This is a genomic window from Pseudomonas purpurea (assembly GCF_039908635.1).
In the GTDB taxonomy this organism is placed as follows: Bacteria; Pseudomonadota; Gammaproteobacteria; order Pseudomonadales; family Pseudomonadaceae; genus Aquipseudomonas; species Aquipseudomonas purpurea.
In genome coordinates this window covers 1,162,368-1,180,699 of sequence record NZ_CP150918.1, presented here as the reverse complement: position 1 = coordinate 1,180,699, position 18,332 = coordinate 1,162,368, and the positions used below count along the sequence as shown (strand labels likewise).

The 18,332-nt window shown below is 59.0% G+C and carries 7 protein-coding genes and 1 pseudogene; 1 reads left to right on the top strand and 7 read right to left on the bottom strand.

The genetic code is table 11. The features are described 5' to 3' along the window. Positions 1–38: 38 nt before the first annotated feature. Positions 39–2,834 carry an RHS repeat-associated core domain-containing protein gene (locus tag AABM54_RS05245; protein WP_347904256.1) on the bottom strand — a complete coding sequence of 932 codons (2,796 nt, stop codon included), beginning with the start codon at positions 2,832–2,834 and terminating at the stop codon, positions 39–41. 439 nt (positions 2,835–3,273) lie between these two features. Between AABM54_RS05245 and AABM54_RS05240 the strand changes: the two genes are divergently transcribed. Further along, a complete protein-coding gene (locus AABM54_RS05240) occupies positions 3,274–3,540 on the top strand; it encodes a short-chain dehydrogenase (RefSeq protein WP_347904254.1) in 267 nt (88 codons plus the stop codon). Between the two features lie 17 nt (positions 3,541–3,557). On the opposite strand, the gene AABM54_RS05235 is transcribed toward AABM54_RS05240, so the two are convergent. The 6 genes and pseudogenes from AABM54_RS05235 to AABM54_RS05210 all read right to left on the bottom strand — a co-directional run bounded on the left by AABM54_RS05235 (position 3,558) and on the right by AABM54_RS05210 (position 18,331). Further along, positions 3,558–5,753, bottom strand: a complete 2,196-nt coding sequence (locus AABM54_RS05235) for an RHS repeat-associated core domain-containing protein (RefSeq protein WP_347904252.1) — start codon at positions 5,751–5,753, stop codon at positions 3,558–3,560. Further along, a complete protein-coding gene (locus AABM54_RS05230; RefSeq protein ID WP_347904250.1) occupies positions 5,659–6,375 on the bottom strand; it encodes a hypothetical protein in 717 nt (238 codons plus the stop codon). The genes AABM54_RS05235 and AABM54_RS05230 overlap by 95 nt, the downstream gene beginning before the upstream one ends. 172 nt (positions 6,376–6,547) lie before the next feature. After that, complete coding sequence (locus tag AABM54_RS05225) at positions 6,548–9,238, bottom strand: RHS repeat-associated core domain-containing protein (RefSeq protein WP_347904249.1); 2,691 nt, start codon at positions 9,236–9,238, stop codon at positions 6,548–6,550. Beyond that, a pseudogene (locus AABM54_RS05220) lies at positions 9,235–13,864 on the bottom strand (SpvB/TcaC N-terminal domain-containing protein). Before AABM54_RS05220 ends, AABM54_RS05225 begins: the two are co-directional and overlap by 4 nt. Next, complete coding sequence (locus AABM54_RS05215) at positions 13,861–15,771, bottom strand: hypothetical protein (RefSeq protein WP_347904247.1); 1,911 nt, start codon at positions 15,769–15,771, stop codon at positions 13,861–13,863. Before AABM54_RS05215 ends, AABM54_RS05220 begins: the two are co-directional and overlap by 4 nt. Continuing rightward, complete coding sequence (locus AABM54_RS05210) at positions 15,692–18,331, bottom strand: neuraminidase-like domain-containing protein (RefSeq protein WP_347904246.1); 2,640 nt, start codon at positions 18,329–18,331, stop codon at positions 15,692–15,694. The genes AABM54_RS05215 and AABM54_RS05210 overlap by 80 nt, the downstream gene beginning before the upstream one ends. Position 18,332 lies beyond the last annotated feature (1 nt).

Below are 18,332 nucleotides of genomic sequence, written 5' to 3'. Positions count from 1 at the left end.
CGGTAAATGATGAAATAAACACGGATCCCACTGCGCAACTACACGCCCGACGACGACTCACTTTTAGGTTTGTACCGATCCCACACACTCCGATCAGCCCTCCAAGGTGCATCCACGAGCTTGCCATTTTGATAAAACAATACTTTGTCTGCCAATTTTCCGCGATTACGGTATAAATAGCGCAGTTCTGAAGAGGTGAGTGACGGAGTAGTCTTGTTCACTACCTGCCCCATATCCAACCCATCAAGCATAAAATGAACAACAGCCGTACCCTCAGAATTCAATATCGTCGACAAACCCGCCTTACTTGCCCGACTTACAAACTTGAATAAAAAAACCTTATCATCGCCTTCGTGATACTTCTTGAAAGTTTCAGACACTGAGTATTTTCCACCGGAAAGCTCCGCTGCAAATGCTTGAGAAAACTGCCTGTGTACTTTGCTCGACATTAGTGAATCCTGACTTGACCTGATTGTCTCATAGTAACTTTCTCCAACATTAGAAATTTGACGTTTAATTTGATCATGCTTTATTGACCAATACTCATGTCCCTTTTCAACTTTAGAGACTATATTCCCCCAACCTTCATCATCTAAACTATGAGCTAACTCGTCCAGATCGCCACTTCCCTCTTCAGTTGCTAAATGCGCAAGGTATTCGAATGACACATATCCACTACGCATCTTAGCGAGATCCCCCACCAGACCTTCGGTATCTTTTCTCGTAAAGTACATCCCCAGAACATCCCCGCGACGTATAAACCTTGCATACGAACTTAAATAGCGCCGCTCTACAATTTTGTACATTCCAAAAATCAGATCACCCTGTTCGGGCTTGAACAGATTCTTAAAATCACTTTGCCTTCCGTCGCTGTCCTTGAGGCTCACAGGATTGTTTCGAACCATTCTATAAATATTAAGCCCATCAACTTGACCCGCCGGATCCGGATTAAGCCAACGCTGTAACGACGATGCGTAATACCTGAACCCATAATAATAAAGCCCCGTCGCATCCCGCTCTTTCCCTGAATAGCGCACCACTTTGTAGCTGACCTGCACCGCCTCGCCATCCGCCCACGCCGTGCCGCCGAACGGGTAGTAGCGTTCCTGGCTGATGATCTTCGCGTCGTGATCCAGCTCCAATGTGGATGAACCCAAATGATCGCTCAGGCTGTAGCGCTGCTGGTCGTTGGCAATTTGCGCAGGGCGCTGCGCTTCCCAGTGCAACACCCGCACACTGCCGCGCCCGGCCTGAACGCTGATCACCTGCAACACTTCGCCAGTACCGCTGTGGGTGCGCAGTTCCAGACCTGGCAGATAACGGACTTCTGCAATGACCGTTTGGGCCTTGGTGTGTGTCGAACGCACTTTGCGCACGCGCATCCCGTCGGCACCGTAGAGGTAGCGCTCGCGATCATCGGGGCCGCTGTCGCGCTCGACTGGCCGCACTTCACACAACTGATTGCGCAGGTCCCAACTCAAGGCTTGCCCCGGTTGCAGGTTGAGCAGATTGCCGTTGGCATCGAAGCCGTTGCGAAAGTCTTCCTCGCCCGGTTCCACGCCGTTGCGCACCGGCAGGCAACGGTTGCTGTGCGCCGCAGCGGCCAGACGATGGCCGGGGTTTTGCGGGCCGACGTGGGTCAATTCCAACAAGTTGTTGCCCGCATCGTAGCGATAGGTCTGGCGGTAATTGCCCACCGCGGCGGGATCGGCGCTGGTGGATGAGGACGGACCTTGATGGGCAGCACCCGCCTCCCAACCCGTGGCTTCGATCAATTGGTAGAGACTGTCGTAACGGTAGCGGTTGATCGGTTCGATGCGCTGGTTGGCGAAGTAACGAATTGGCAGTGCGGCGTCTTCAATGCTGAGTACGTTGCCCACCGGGTCGTACTCATAGTGCAAGTTTTGCAGATCATCGTTGCCGCGTTTGGCCTGAAGTCGGCTGAGGCGGCCATCTTCAGCGGTGTATTCCAGCATGGTGAGTACACCGTTACCGGCGGTTTCCCGCTCGATCTGGCCGTGGGCGTTGTACCGGATGGCGCTGACCAGGGTTTTCGGCGCGGGATCTGTTGGCAGTTGCAGGCGAACCTCACGCAACTGGCCGCCGACGGTCTGGCTGAAAAACTGTCGGTTGGTTTTGGCGTCGATCTGTTCGATCACCTCGCCCACTGGGTTGAAGCGTGAACGGGTCGTGGCGCCAACACCCGGTTCAAGCAACTTGCCTCGATCCGCCACCAGCTCCGGCCAGTCGGGGGCATCCAGCTCAGACAGAAACTGCCGCATCTGCTCCAGCAGCCCGCCCATCAGCCCAAACGCCGCGAACCACTGCGTGCCCGCCGAGTCATCGTGGCGAATCAGCTGCCCACACTGGTTGCGCTCGGCGCAGGCCGGATCAGAACCGCCATAACCCAAACGCTCAGTACACAACGGTCGGTCGCCCAGCGCCTGCTCAAACACCGCCAACGGGCGCAACTGATCGTCGTACTCGCTCCGGCGCTGACTGCCTCGCCCATCCCAGCCCTGCACCGGCTGATCGGCTTCGCCCAACAGACTGGCACGCCACCCGGCATCAACGCTGGTCGTGCTCAACGCCTTGCCGGACAAGGAATAGACCGTGGCCAGGTTGGCCGGCACCGAGACGCCCGCCAGCAATCGCGGATCCCACTGGGCCACCGCTCGCCCGGCGCCGTCATAGGCTGTGCGGTTGACTCGCCCTTCGAGCGGACCTGCAATGGCACTGCGGCAGTAACCCACTGACCGCACCGCCAGCCCCCGAGGGTCTGCGACCGTCAGCGTCGGGGTGTGGCGGTGTAAGGTGAGCATCTGAGCCTGCATGGCTTTTCATCATCCTTGAGGTTCGAGACAGCTAACGCCGAAAAGCCGGACTTGGCTACTGTCAGAAATTACAGCGCCGATCAATGGTCCAATGCCGGGGCCCAGAGCAAGACTCCCCTGGAAAGAACGAGGACTTTTGCGTTCATCCCGGACCTGGACGCCACCCGCCGAAGACTGCGTTTTTGCTCTCAAAGGTGTCGGAAATTTCCCTGCTGATTTTCAGCCCCTTCGCTAATTGACCCCCTCGTCCTTGCTGCCTATGCTCGCCGCCCATCTCGATTTCTTCGTGGCTGGGTTCGACGGCTTCTCGCGGCATCGCCAGCGTCCATTGCCCCTTACGTTTCCGAGTACTCGTGTGGCTGATACACCCTGCGTCGACGGTTGTTCGTCAGGCTCTTTCATGTGCACGCAGTGCTTTCCCCTCTCTGGAGTAACACTGATGACCGACCGTATCGCCCTGACCGGTAACGACTGTGCCATTCCGACCTTGTTCATCGACACCCGGGCGCCGCTGGATGAACTCCATGCCAGCGCGGCGCACCGTATTCTGGCGGTTACGCAAATGATGGAAAGCCTGGCCGCGATGGATGTGCGCCGGTGCACACCGGTCGACTTGCAACAAATGGCCCACGGCGCGGCATTGTTGCTGCGCGACGGTTGCGACCTGCTGGACGTGCTGGGACGCAGGTTGCGTGGCAGTCGATGATCAACAGGCACCAGCACTCAACGTCCAAGGGAGTTGGCTCTGCTCAGTTTGCGCACAGGCACTTTAGACTCGACATCGGGTCGGGCGGCAGGTGCTTCGGCAGGTCCGTTCACACTGAATCCTGCCTCCAGAAGACGCAGCGCAAGTGAACTCGGTGAACTCGATGAGCGTGGCAGTACCGTCAAATCAGCTGAGGACAACCCGGCGTCCGCCAGCGAAAGAGGCGCCGCTCGCTCGATAATGCTCGCCATTGCGACCTCACCCACGGGCACTTTAGGCGAGCTCAACTGCCTGTACTGCATCTGAGTCTGAGACTCCGACACTTTCATCAACCGGCCATACGCCACCATCAGCCCACCCACGGTACTCACTGCCGGGTTTCGCGAAAATGACGCCAACTTCCCCGCTACCTGCATCACGCTGGCCACGGCTTCTCGTCGCTCAGCCAGTACCTGTGCCGATTCGATCGGGCTGTTGAAGGCCACCGACATCGGCCCCATCACGTGGCTGGTCATCTCTTCGCCGATTACGTTGCTCATCACGCCGGACATCACCTCACCGGAGTGATACAGCACTGCACCGGATGGCGATGCGGTCTGGGTTCTTGCGGCGGCGATCACATGGGCTTGATGGGTATTGGTGAATGCCTGGTTACCGCCCGCTCCCAATTCCTCCAGCGCAATGGGGATTTCACGACGGTAAGCCTGCGTCGCCACGTCCTCGCTGCCTGCAAAAAAGTTGCGGATAGGCTGCATGCCAGCGGCCTGCAACGGGTGAACGACGCCCTCGCGGGACAGATCGTGATAAACCGAATCCGTGGTTTTTTGGTTCGGCGTGGGCACCAACCCGTCCGCATCCCGATAGAACAACGGATTGTTGCGCATCGCCCGATAACGGTTCAGGCCATCGACGGCACCAGCCGGGTCGGGATTGAGCCAGCGTTGCAACCCGGGGGCGTAGTACCTGAACCCGTAGTAATACAGGCCGGTAGCATCCCGTTCCTTGCCCGAATAACGAAGGGTCTTGTAACTGCTTTCAACGGCATCCTGCCCGGCAAACCAGGCGGTTTCGCCAAACGGATAATAGGTTTCGTGGCTGATGACGCGGGCCTGCCCATCGAGTTCAAGGGTGCTGGAGCCGACATGATCGGTCAGGCTCAGACGCAACTGATCGTTGGGAATGTCGCCGGGAGGCGGGGTTTCCCAGTGCAGCACCTGCACGCTGCTCAGCCCACCCTGAACGGTGATGACGTGCAGCACTTCAAAACCGTCCCGGTTGTTACGCAGCTCCAGCCCCGGCAAATAACGCACCTGGCTGACGATACTGCGCCCACGGCTGTGCAGGGTTCGGACCTTGGAGACGCGCTGCCCGGCCCCGTCATAGCGGTAACATTCGTCATCGTTGTGGCCCGAAGCACGCACGACCGGACGGACCGAGTGCAACTGGTGACGCAGGTTCCACGTCAGGTCCTGCCCTGGGTACATCGCCAGCAGGTTACCGTTGGCGTCGAATGCCGCCGCAATTTCATCTTCCGTGGGCGGCCGCCCTTCACGCTCGGGCAGGCAACGGTTGCTGTAGCGGGCAGCGGTCAATTCACGGCCCGGATGCTGCGCGCCCACATGGGTCAACCCCAACAGATTGCCGGCCACGTCATAACGGAACGTCTGTCGGTAGTTGGCAAGTTGCGCGGGATCATTCGCAGAAGCACTGCCTGGCCCCTTGTTCGCGGCGCCCGCCTCCCAGCCGCAGGCTTCAATCACTTGGTAAAGGCTGTCGTAGCGATAGCGGCTGATGGGGTCGATGCGTTGATTGGCGAAAAAACGAACCGGCATCGCCAGGTCTTCAATGCTCGATACATTGCCGATGCGGTCATAGGCATAGAGCAGGTGTTGCAGCGGTTTGCCATCCGCACATTGGTCCAGCCGTTCAATCTGCCTCCCGTCGGCAGGGCAATATTTGAGAATGCTGCGGACACCATTTCCGGCCACTTCGCGCTCGATCCGGCCTTCGGCGTTGTACTCGATGGCACTGACCACGGGACGTCGAGCCGTCTGACCGCTCAACTGCACATGGCTGTCACGCAAGCGGCCATCCTGGGTTCGGCTGAAGGTTTGAAGGTTACCCCCGGCATCGGCCCTGCGCCAGCCGCTCATCCAGCGGGTTGAAACGCCAACGTGTGGTGGCGCCAGTGCCGGGTTCATTGAGGCGGTCACGTTCACTCACGTCCTGCGGCCAATCCGGCGCAACGGACGCCAGCGTGAAGTGACGGGTCTGGGCGATGCAGCGTTCGCGCAGGTTGTAGGCGTCGAACAGCAATGTGCCTGCCGGGTCGTCATGGCGCATCAGGTGCCCGCACTGATTGCTCAGCCGGTTGGCCGGTTCGGCGCCACCGTATGAAAAACGCTCGGTACACACGGGATCGCCTCCCGCCGCCCGCTCATGCACGGTCACCGGGCGCAAACGTGCGTCGTACGCCGTCACGCGTTGAGTGGCACGACCGTCGCACGTCAGCATCTTCTGCCCGGCAGTCCCCAGCAGGCTGATGTACACCCCGGCATCGACACTGACCGACTTCAACACCTGGCCGCCAAGTGAACTCAGCAGAGTGAGGCTGGCCGGAGTTTGAGAGTCCGCCTGTTGCAGTTCCCACAGGCGCGGATCCCACTGGCACGTGGCATGCCCGAGGGCACTGTAGAGCGTACGCTGGATGCACGACCGCGCCAGTGCAGTCGGCGCGCTGCGCCAGTAGCGAACCGAACGCACCGCCAGACCACGGGAATCCCTGACCAGCAGGTCAGGCGTGTTGCGGTGTATCGCGTTCGTCTGCGCCAGCATGACTGTTGACCCCGAGATGTGCACAGTCTCAGCTAAACGTTGTATAGGCTCACCGTCTACTGTCAGAAATTACAGTGTCGACCAGTGGTTAAGGGAGCCCGCTGAGAATCATCGAAGAGAGGTCTGGTAACGACCCGCAGGAGGACTGATTTACAGTAAGTGATGCGTACACTCATTTCCCAGCAACGGTTCGCCCTCCGTAACTTCTGATTTCTTTGATGTAACGATCATTTCGCACAGGGCCAAACCCTCGCGCGGGTGTCAGGTTCTTGGTGATTCGCACCATCGCGTTTATCGCCATGAACTTGCCAATGCCTCTTGCGGGAGTCCGGTCTCCACTCTTGCCAGATTTTACCAGCTGCTGGAGCAGATCATGACGTGTCCAAGGTGATGGCGTCGGCGATTCGAACTTCACAGCAATGTTTTTGGGGTCCGACGTATCGACATCGACGCTTAGTACGCCATAAATTTTTCGTGCCTGCTCCCCTTCCTGATTTTTAACCAGCGCAAAAAAACGGACACGCAAATCCTCCGCTACGGGCAAGGTCTTTCCCTCCGTGAATCGTCTGTCCAGTGCACCCAATACGTTGTCTGCCTGATCGGAATACCGGGTAAACTTAGCCCTCACATCTAGTGATAACTTTGCCCAGGGTGAATCATCTGCATCCCCCGCCCAGTTCTCATAGGTTTTTCTAAACAAAAGCGCCGCTTCTTTCGCCTGCTCTGCACTTACAGGGCTTTTGTCAGCCCCAACCTCAACCACTGTAAAACTCGTTGATCGGACGTAGCGTTTGCTCGCTCTATCAAACTCGCTAACTGACGTTACGGAAAGCTGGTCCTGAAGCTTTCCTACCGAGAACCGGGTGAGGTCAACCTCATAAGTTGCGCTCTCTCCCGCCAATCCACTCACATCCTGCATCGTCAATGGGTTGCTCTTGACCATGCGATACATATTCAGTCCATCCACCTCACCCGCCGGGTCCGGATTCAACCACCGCTGCTGCCACGCCACGTAATACCTGAACCCATAATAATAAAGCCCCGTCGCATCCCGCTCTTTCCCCGAATAGCGCACCGTTTTGTAACTGACCTGCACCGCCTCGCCATCCACCCACGCTGTGCCGCCGAATGGGTAGTAGCGTTCCTGGCTGATGACCTTCGCGTCGTGATCCAGCTCCAATGTGGATGAACCCAAATGATCGCTCAGGCTGTAGCGCTGCTGGTCGTTGGCAATTTGCGCAGGGCGCTGCGCTTCCCAGTGCAACGCCCGCACGCTGCCGCGCCCGGTCTGAACGCTGATCACCTGTAAGACTTCGCCGGTGCCGCTGTGGGTGCGCAGTTCCAGGCCCGGCAGATAACGGACTTCTGCAATGACCGTTTGGGCCTTGGTGTGTGTCGAACGCACTTTGCGCACGCGCATCCCGTCGGCACCGTAAAAGTAGCACTCACGATCATCGGGGCCGCTGTCGCGCTCGACCGGGCGCACTTCGCGCAACTGGTTACGCAGGTCCCACCTCAAGGCTTGCCCCGGTTGCAGGTTGAGCAGGTTGCCGTTGGCATCGAAGCCGTTGCGAAAGTCTTCCTCGCCCGGTTCCACGCCGTTGCGCACTGGCAGGCAACGGTTGCTGTGCGCCGCAGCGGCCAGACGATGGCCGGGGTTTTGCGGGCCGACGTGGGTCAATTCCAACAAGTTGTTGCCCGCATCGTAGCGATAGGTCTGGCGGTAATTGCCCACGGCGGCGGGATCAGCGCTGGTGGATGAAGACGGACCTTGATGGGCAGCACCCGCCTCCCAACCCGTGGCTTCGATCAATTGGTAGAGACTGTCGTAACAGTAGCGGTTGATCGGTTCGATGCGCTGGTTGGCGAAGTAACGAATTGGCAGTGCGGCGTCTTCGATGCTCAATACGTTGCCCACCGGGTCGTACTCGTAGTGCAAATTTTGCAGATCGTCGTTGCCGCGTTTGGCCTGAAGTCGACTGAGGCGGCCATCTTCAGCGGCGTATTCCAGCGTGGTGAGTACACCGTTACCGGCGGTTTCCCGCTCGATCTGGCCGTGGGCGTTGTACTGGATTTCGCTGACCAGGGTTTTCGGCGCGGGATCTTTGGGCAGTTGAAGGCGAACCTCACGCAACTGGCCGCCGACGGTCTGGCTGAAAAACTGTCGGTTGGTTTTGGCGTCGATCTGTTCGATCACCTCGCCCACTGGGTTGAAGCGTGAACGGGTCGTGGCGCCAACACCCGGCTCAAACAACTTGCCTCGATCCGCCACCAGCACCGGCCAGTCGGGGGCATCCAGCTCAGACAGAAACTGCCGCATCTGCTCCAGCAGCCCGCCCATCAGCCCAAACGCCGCGAACCACTGCGTGCCCGCCGGATCATCGTGGCGAATCAGCTGCCCGCACTGGTTGCGCTCAGCAAATTCAGGCGCATTGTCGGCGTAGGCCAGGCGCTCCACAGTCGTGGCGCCTGCTCCCCGTGTTTGTTCACGAATCGCCGTCGGCCGCCGTTGTTCGTCGAACTCGTGCTGCCAATGACTGCCCCGACCATCCCAGCGCTCCAGCACCTGCGCGGCCTCACCCGGTAACCCAAGACGCCACCCGGCATCGACACTGTCCGTCAGCAACACCGCCCCCGACAGGCTGTAAACCGTGCTCAGGTTCGGTCGCTCCGTTGGCGCCAGCAATCGCGGATCACGCTGCGCCACCAACCGCCCGGCGGCGTCATGCTGCTGGGCAGTCACCCGCCTCTCGGGGACGAGCGTGCTGACGTCTCGCCGCCAATACGCGACCTGACGCACCGGCAACCCACGGCCGTCAATGACCGTCAGGTGCGGGGTGTGTGAATCCACACCTGGGTTCATTCACCCGTCCATGGAGATCGCCGCTGAGCGATGGGAGGCGGATCAAACAGATCGTTCTCATCGAAGGCAATGTTGTACCAGGTGCGGTACTGCTGCTCCCGGCGCAGCGGTTTTTCTTGCGGCGGATTGCCTTGCAGCATCTTTTTCGCCAGCACGGTCTCGGTCGGGCGGCCTGCCGCATCGTAGAACTGCTGGTCGTGGTAGGCGTGTTGCCGCATCGACCGATCATTGATGTAACGTGGCTGGTCAGCAAAATAAGGTCGATAGATCCGCACCTTCTCGCCCTTGTTGTTGTACTCGACCGGTTCACTCACCCGCCAGCGTCGCGGGACGTCGGCCTCTTCAGGCGTACCGTCGGGTTTGAGGATCAACTCGCCGTTTTCATCAACCCGCCAGGACTTGCCCGGTTCGACCTCCTGCTTGGTTTGCAGCGCCCGGCCGAAACCGTCCAGGCAGGCGATGCTCACCCGCACTTGCAGCTCGTCGTCGCCAGGGTAGCGGTCGGCCAACAGGCCAACGGAATACACCGGTTCACGGTGTGCGGCGTCGATCTGCGCCTTGAGGATCAACTCGTTCGCGTCGGGGTTTTCCAGGCCTTCAAAGTGCTGCCGGGCCCTGTTGCAGAGGTGTCCACTGGGCAATACAAAACCTTCGGCCCGGGCCCAACTCAACCATTGCGGGGACGGCGGTGACGTCCGGGAGACCCGGCCCATCCAGCTGAAAGTGTCCCAGAAACTGGCGCTGGCGAAATTGCCGATGGCGGCTTTCGGGTCGGCAATGGCGATAGCGGGGTCGCGGTCGTCCAGTGGCAAGTAGAGGCGCAAGGAGTGGAAGCCGACTGGTTCTCCCAGTTCTGTGCCGTAGAAACTGGTCACCAGCGGTTCACCGAACGCACTGTATCGGGCTTCCTGAGTGTTGCGATTGGGGTCCTCGATGGCCGCCGGCAGGAATGACCGATAGTCGATGCCCAGGCTACGGGTGGTGCAACCGTCCGGCAATGTGACGGCGGTCGTCAGGCACCAATAGTCGTCGTAGGTGACCTGGGTAATGCCGTGGCTTCGGGTTTCCTGGAACGCTTTGACGTTATAAAAACCGTCCAGCCCATGGTAAGCGGGAAAGCCCCGGTGCACGGACCACAAGTAGTTTTTCGCGTTATCCAGGTCTGTAATCGGTTCCTTTTTCACCTCGGGCAGGAACCGATCCATGATGTGGTAACCGACTTCTGGCGATTCGAGTTTTTCTTTCAGATTGAAGGGCATGTTGCCCTGCTCGTCCTTGAGCTTGTCGTAAGCGCTCAGGGCAACTTCGTCCAGTTCCGCCGTTTCCACATAGGCGGGTAACGCTTCGAAGGTGGCCTTGCCCGGGGCCAGAACCTGACCGCTGTCGGGGTCCATGTAGTGCTGCAAGGACAAACCGGTCAGTTCGGGTTTTTCTGCCCATTTCCCGCCCGTCGTGAACCATTCAAGGAAGTTTTCCTGGTTGATCAAGCCAGGGCTCAGGGCGGCCTTGTCCAGGACCAGCGCATTGCTGCGCTGCTGGTAAGGCAGGCCCAGGCGCCAGGCTTCAAGGTCTGGCTCGTCTTTACCCAGATGGTGGATGTGCAGCGCTTTGGTCTGCGTCAGGTACCACTGTTGCTGGGCATCGTCATGAGCGTCTTTCCACCAGTTCTTCTGATGTTCGTCACTGAAAGGCGGCGTGTCGTCGACGGTTTTACGCCGCGCGTAGTGCACGGTGCACGCGTGAACGACGCTGCCATATTCGTCCCACTCCAGGTTGAGGCTGTGCTGGCACAACGGGTCGTCCTGGAGCTGCGGTTCATAGTGATAACCGATCGACTCCAGCTCCAGGGGCTGGAGCACGGCGTAGGGATGGTGCTCGCCTTTGGGGCGCAAGACCCGCACCAGATGGCGGCTCTCCTGGACGACATACGGCACGGCCGTGTCCGGGGCATCGTCCTTCGCATAGACCTCCGAGCGCACAACCCTGCCGCTCAGGCTGCGGGCGATTTCGCGGGCGATGTCTTCGTCAGGTGCAGTGAGTGGTTGCGCCGCGCGGTCGTTGAAGTGGTAGTTCTGCAGCAACGTCGGTTTGAGGGGAACCGCCAGCGGATCGAGCCCGTAGTAACCGTCCCTCGACGAGTCGATGAGTTCGCCCGTATGGAACCAGGTCTTGCTCAGGATCGGCGCGGTAAAACCGGTACTTGCACGTTCAGCCGAAGTGGCCTCGGTGTCAGTCTGCATCAGCAGCGCAAAGCCCCGGAACTCTCGTTCGAAACGGTCGTAATAACCGCCTCGGTAAGTGAAACCCTGAGTCAGCCGGTTACCGGTGATGTCATCGAGTTGGGTTTGCCGGCTCACCAGGTGCATGGCAAACGGTAGCCCAGACACCGGGTTTTCTACCCCGTCACCGTGCTGCTCCTGCTTCTCGTCCAGCCATTCCTGGGCCGAACTGCGGTAGTTAACGCGGCTGCTGGCGCCCATGTTGTTGCAGGTTCCGTTAACCAGGTAAGGCTTGGCCTTGACGAAATCGTAACGCCAGTGCTGTGGCGCCATGTGGGGCACCGTCAGGATCACGCTGGAGCAGCCCAACCCTTGCAGGTCGGCGGTGCTGACCTGGCAGAACCGGTCGTAGCGCACGCCTTCGGGCCAGAGCAGGTCGACGGAGTCTTTCGCGTAACCGTTTCCGGCACGGTTCATAAACACCCGCAGGCGATCAGGCTCCAGATAGATCAAATCAGCCGCGCCCGAACCGTCGAGGTCGGCCAACAGCACCTGCGCGGCATTGAAATCGGCGTAATCGAACGGCAAGGCACACAGCACAAAGCCCTTGCCGAAACGCCCCTGCCCCAGGTTGGTCCAGCATTTGACCTCGTTATGACGGATGCGCACCAGGTGCGCCTGTCCGCTGCCGAGCACATCGGCGAAGGCCACCACTTCGGTCGGGGTGTTGCTCAACACTGGCAAGTCATCATCGTCCGGGTCCGCTGCATCCGGATGAGGCACATCGATGCCGTCGGCGAACCCGGCCTCGCGGCGGTTGGCGTACAGGCGCACGCTGCGGGTGCCGATCAGCGCCATGTCGCTCAGGCCGTCACCGACCAGGTCGGCCATGTGTGCCTTGGGGTGGAAAAACTCGCTGGGGAAGGCATCGAAGGTCACGAAGTCCGACCAGTTCCGATCAGGGTCGAGGGTGAAAAAACCACTCATCCCAGGCGACGCAATCACCAAGTCCAGCTTGCCATCGCCGGTCAGGTCCGTCAGGGACTGGCGGGTAGGTTTGCTGCTGTCGGCCACCGGAATGCTCTCCAGCAACTTCCAGTCGCTGTAACTCACATCGTCACCGCCCGTGTCGGCGCGCAACGGTTCACGGTAGTACCAACCCTTGTCATAGCGACACAACACACCCGGCAGGCCTTCGCCGTATAGGTCCACCAGTTGATAGCGCTGACCGTCGTTGAGTCCGGGCATGTCCGCGAATGCAGCCCAGCCGGGGGAATGCAGCTCGGGTTCCCACGCGTTGTAGCTGAACTCCATCGGCGGCCGGCTTTCAACCTGCCCCAGGCTGTCATAGGCCTGGAGGTGAGCGGCCGTCAGGTGGTTGTAGCCCAACGGGCTCGGCCGGTGCTCCAGCAGCAGGCGCTGGACCAGCACCGGCGTTTCACCGAGTTCGGGAAAATGGTGAAACATCAACACTTGCCGGCACAGGCGCCGGGTGCCGAGTCCAAAACCGTAGGCGTAGTTCCAGAACGGATCGCTGCGCTCAGGCCATGCCTGCGTCTCATCGAAGGTGGGCGCCGTCTCAAGCACCGTGCTGCGCTCGCCATAATCGAACACCAGGTGAAAATGCCATTGCTGCTTTTTCCAGCTGTCGGCAACCCAGGCGTACAGGTGCGGGTGGGCCTGTGCATTGCCATAGCACACACGCTTGAGGTAGCGCTGCGCGCGGTAGTCGCGCAACTGCGGGGGTGCGGGGGCGTCGTCTTCGGGCTTGTACTCGAAGACGATATGTTCGCCTCGGGTGTTCAGGCTTTCGTCGATCATCCACACGCCAACATGCTGTGGATGGATCGGGTCGGCCCCGGCGCGAATCCTGGGTCTTGCCATACAGATGCAGGCTGCCATCGGCACCGTGGACCAGCCAGAATCCTGCGGGATCGGCGACGGTGGACCAATGTTCGATCAGGTCGAAACCGCCCTCGACCCTAGGCCAATGACGCACTACCCGGTGCTCGACTCCCAGCGACACACCGTTGTAAGTGGTTGCGGTTCTGAAGATCAACGAGCCATCGCTTTCAGTGCGCTCGGGCATCCACACCTCGCCGCCCGGCCCCACCACCTGGTCACTGCCATCGTAGGTCGGCACGCCCTTGGTGGTACGCAACGTGATGGCATTGACCGTCATCCGCCAACCAATCCCGAACGGGCTGTTGCCGACATCACTGCTGTAGCCCAGCCCCAGCGCAGGCGCGAAGCCGCGCCCGGGGGGAATCGGCAAAGGCAACTCCAGCGACGCCGCACCGTTGGTGCCCACGCCGCCCCAGCCCTTGCCGATGCTTTGGATGGCCCCGCCGCCCTTGGGCAGGGAGGGGGGATTGATTTGTATCGAGGATTGCGGCTGTTCGTTCATAGCGCTCCCCCCTCGCGTCTGGCCGTGTAACTCACATGCACGATGATGTCGTTCAGGGACTTGAGCATGGCGCTCTGGGCTTCCTTGTTTGGGAAGCTCAGGGTCCAGCGTGAAATGGCCCCGGTGTACTCGAAGGGCAGGTAGCGCTCATCCTGGAAGTTGAGCTGGAACTGGCCGTTGTCATCGACACCGTGAGAGAGCGCGATCTGCTGGCTCGCCCTCAGGTTTTCTTTGACGTTGCCGATGGTGGCGGCCATTTCTACCTTGCTGTAGCTCTGGTTCAAAACGGCGCAGATGTCTTGATAAGGCCCAAGGGTGACGGGCAGGGACACGCTGATGGTTTTGATCCGTCGCAGGTAGTGCTTCTGATCTTTGTAATCATCGTCGAACATTTTTTGCGTCAGTTCGAATTCACAGGTGCCTTTGCTCTCCAGATCACTTTTAATGCCAGCCCAGTTTTTGTTGACCGGTGAAGTTGAATCCTTCGCCAGTAGATCTTTCAGCGACACCGTCTTCCTGATTTCCAGCTCGCGCCTATTGTTTTTCAGGTACTCGGCGTGCATCCGCTGCAGGCTCATTTTCAATTCTTCCCCGGCACCGAGGCCGCGGTAGCTGGAATTCCACGCACTGGGACGGATGAAGGTCTGAGTGAAATCGCCCATTTCGTACTGCCAGCAGGCTTCGGCCATCTGACACAGTGATTGTGCGGTGTTGTAGGCGGTGGAGTAGAAGCTGGCGAACTTGCTGTTGAGCCAGTCATAGGTCTGGGACTTGCTGAAGCGGTTGCTGCTCAGCAGGAAATCATGGGTGGCCCTGGCCTGGTTCAATGCTGTTTGCGCCTGACGCAGTTGCAGTTGGGTGGCGGTGTGTTGCGCGTCAAACACGGCGAGTTGCGCCTTGATTTGTTCGGCTTCGAGTTTTGCCTGGTCGCGGGCCTGGGTCCATTCCTGGGCGCGGCGGTGGAATTGTACTGTGCGATCAATAGCCTGGCCGGCGGTATAAAGAGTTGTCGAAACTGTTTGAAACCCGGCCATAACAGCATTGGCCGCCCCCTCAAGACGTTGACCACCCACCGCAAAGCCGACGATGTTCGGTGCGACCTTTGCGCTTTCGGCTGAAACTTGAATTTTGGGTATCGCAGCTTGGGCCACTCCCCCCAAAAAGTACGCAGCACCCGCAGCTATTTCTCCTGCGCTCACGCCATCATTCACCAACTTCTCGTAGTAACCGACCCGTGCGGCGATGACCGCCTGACTGGCCAGCAATGCTTCCTTGTTTTTTTCGTCGATTTTCCCGGCCTGGACCTGAATATCCACGGCCATTTTCGCCAGGTTCCAGGCCTGTTGCTGTTGCAGCTCCAGGTATTGCGCCTGCTCTTTGCGCTCGATCAACGACAACAGGGTCGAACCGAACTGGATCACGCTGTCCACTGCGTTCTGTGCGAGGGCGAACATGAAACTGAAGCGGTAATGGGGAATCTGCGGGCTCAACAGACGGCTGAGGGCAGCACCGGACAAGCCCTGGCTCCAGGCGGCGAGCAACGCGCGCGGGTCCAGTGGTGCGGCAAACAGGGGCAGGTTCAAGGCATTGCCTGCCATGTCGAGGTTGTGCCGCAGGTTGTACAGACGGCTCTCGGCGCGCTCCCAGCGCTGGATCAACTCGGGGTTGAAGGGGCGGCGCAAATAGGGATTGTCAACGCTCGACAGGGACGAGTCATCGGTATAGGGCCGCAGGCACAGCAACGGTGCAACTTCCGAGGCCGGGGCTTTGCCAATACGCAAGGGTGGATCTTCCTGCAACTGTCGCTGATGAACGATCAACTGTTGTTCAAATTCGCGCAGCTCCCGATTCCTGGCCGTGCTCAATTTCTCCAGACTGATCGGCGCCCAGTCGTCCACTTGCTTCACATCCGGGCGTCCGCCCAGTAAATCCAAGATGTGGACATAACGCAGCTTGGCCTCCGCCAGCCCGTCCGGCGTCAATTCCCGATAGGCCCAGGTCCGCCTGGTTGCTCTCGATATCGATGTAGAGGCCATACAGGGCCTTGCGAAAATGCACCGGGAAACTCAGGGCGATCTGGTGTGGGTCATCCGGGTACAAAATCGCCTGGCTCGGATCCGCCGGAGCGGGCCATACGGATTGTTCCAACGGCACCGCTTGCCAATAGCCGGGATGCCCCTTGGCGTCGCTTTTGCGCGAGGGGTCGAAGACATAAGACAGCCAGTGTTTGGCTTCGTCGTACTGCTGCTCTTCGTTCAAGCGGTAAGCCACCAGCCACGGCAGGTACAGGAACAGCTCAAGGAAATACAGGTAGTAGGCGCCCGAGAAGTCCATGGGCTCCGAGCCAAGATCGGCAGAGATCGGCGGTTCCTTCAGGTGCTGGGTGTCCCAGCACAGCAGTGATTCCATACCGGACTCGGCGAGTTCGATCAGGCTCCGGGCGAAGGTGGTGTTCATTCGGATAGGGGCCCGACTCTCCGAAGTGTCTCCGTCACTGAAATTGATGCTTGAACCCGTGAAATCAATGAACTGGGCCTTGCCCAGGGAAGGACTGTAGCCCAGAGACGGGTCAGCCAGGCTGTTGATGCTCGGAGCTACTTGTGGCACTCCGCTGAGTTCCTCCCCCCAGCCGACAGTCAGCGCCTTGAGGGCTCCGCCTTTGAGGGTCCAAACGATACGGGTAGGGTTAAACGCGAGGGACCCCTCATAGATCAACACCCCATAAATAAGCGGAATTGTTACGTCTCTCGGTTCAGCAGGCCAGGTCACTGGCCAGCCACCAGCCTGGTGGGTGGTCTGGTCGATCGAGAATGAGTACTCATGACTCAAATCTCTGGACAATCTATCTAAGATGGGAGAGGAGAACAGCGTACGCATGCCCTCGAATGTTTCGGGAAAGTTACCGAACAAGACATCCTTGGGGTGTCCGATGAACATTTGGTAACCACGACGAGGGGACTGACTAAATTCCTCATTCAGCGTTACCGTCAAATCGATGTTGGAAGTGGTTCGGTTGTAAACGAGATCGACATCTTTTTCGCTGGTCTTGATTCGCGACTGCCAATCACCGAAATCCCAAGTGTTTGTCTCTTCCTTTGGGATGTGTTGCGTTACTGCACCGAACTCTCGCGTGCTGGTCGGAAGCCAGTATTGAAAACGGCCAGCGTTCTTGTTGGAGTTGGCGAAGATATAGCCAATCAACAACACATGCGCCCTGCCTGATTCGTCGTCCTTTGGCGTGAGTTCCATCGCGCTCGGTTTGACATTGGGTACAACGCCGTGCGACGGAAACAACGACGTCACGTTGAAGTTTTTGTCGATTTGTACGGTTCTTAGAAAGTCGTACTTGTCTCCACTTCCCGTAGGATCCGGCGTGGTCGATGGGGGTTGATAGTTGGAATACAGCATGAACACCATCGACTCGGGCGACGTCGAGTGGTCATACACGGCGATGGTTTGGGTTTCCCTTTCGATCTGGTCCGGCGTCTTTGTAAGCAGGGCGGGAGTCTGGCAATAGTTTTCGATGTAGACCCGTGGCGTGCTCCAGCTGTCATCGTATTTCTTGTAGCTGGCGTACAAACGGAACCGCGGATGCACCTTGACGGACGTGTCGGCTTTGCCCTCGGGCACGATCGCGTCCGTGTCCTGAAACTCCACCTCGGCCCAGATCACGAACAGGCGGTTATTGAACCAGCACGGGCGGATCGTGTGCTCCAGGGCCTTCTCCGAGATCGGCACATTGGCTCGTTTCCAGTCTGACCAGGCATTGGGCAGGGGCTTGTCGTACTTATCCGGGAAAACTTCGGAGCCCTTCGCGGGAGGCTTCAGAGCGCGCTGGCTCATGTCCAGTGAACGCCAGTAATAAGCATTTTCGGCCGGAGACTTGCCTATGAAGTAATAGGTGCTGTTGGCAAAGTCTTCACATTCATTGTCGATGTAGCCATTGCAGATTTTCAGGTTGGCGATTTCTTCGAAGCGCCCGAGGTAGGCCAGCACCGCCGCCTGCACGGTGTCGGGTTGGATCTGCGCCTGGTTGATGTCGTTTTCCAACTGCTCGAAACTGTCGGTCTTGGTCAGGCGTAGCGTCGGGTCCAGATAGATGTCCGGGAAGTGATGCAATTGCTGAATGGCCGCCCAGATCGGGTAACGGTTCAGGCCGTCGCGCCAGGCCTTGGTCTGCTTGGTGGTAAGACCGTGGTCGCTGTAACCGGGCTCCATGTTCAGCATCATGCTGTTGACCAGTTGCTGCAGGCTGGCAATGGCACAGGCGACCGGACTGGTGGGCACATTCTGGCTGACCAGCACATCCAGCAACCAGAGCTCATAAAGGTCGTTGGGGGTAGTGATCTGGTTGGCCAGCCCCTGGTCAATCAGGTACTGATCTTTGGGCACGGCTTCATGCAAATACAGCGCAAGCATCGCGTCACGCAGGGCTTCATTGAGTGGGGCATTGAAGGCAGTCGTCATG

Bases quoted from the DNA above. Each gene is read 5' to 3' on its own strand.
- AABM54_RS05210 (WP_347904246.1), bottom strand. From the start codon at position 18,331: ATGACGACTGCCTTCAATGCCCCACTCAATGAAGCCCTGCGTGACGCG.
- AABM54_RS05225 (WP_347904249.1), bottom strand. From the start codon at position 9,238: ATGAACCCAGGTGTGGATTCACACACCCCGCACCTGACGGTCATTGAC.
- AABM54_RS05245 (WP_347904256.1), bottom strand. From the start codon at position 2,834: ATGCAGGCTCAGATGCTCACCTTACACCGCCACACCCCGACGCTGACG.
- AABM54_RS05230 (WP_347904250.1), bottom strand. From the start codon at position 6,375: ATGCTGGCGCAGACGAACGCGATACACCGCAACACGCCTGACCTGCTG.
- AABM54_RS05240 (WP_347904254.1), top strand. From the start codon at position 3,274: ATGACCGACCGTATCGCCCTGACCGGTAACGACTGTGCCATTCCGACC.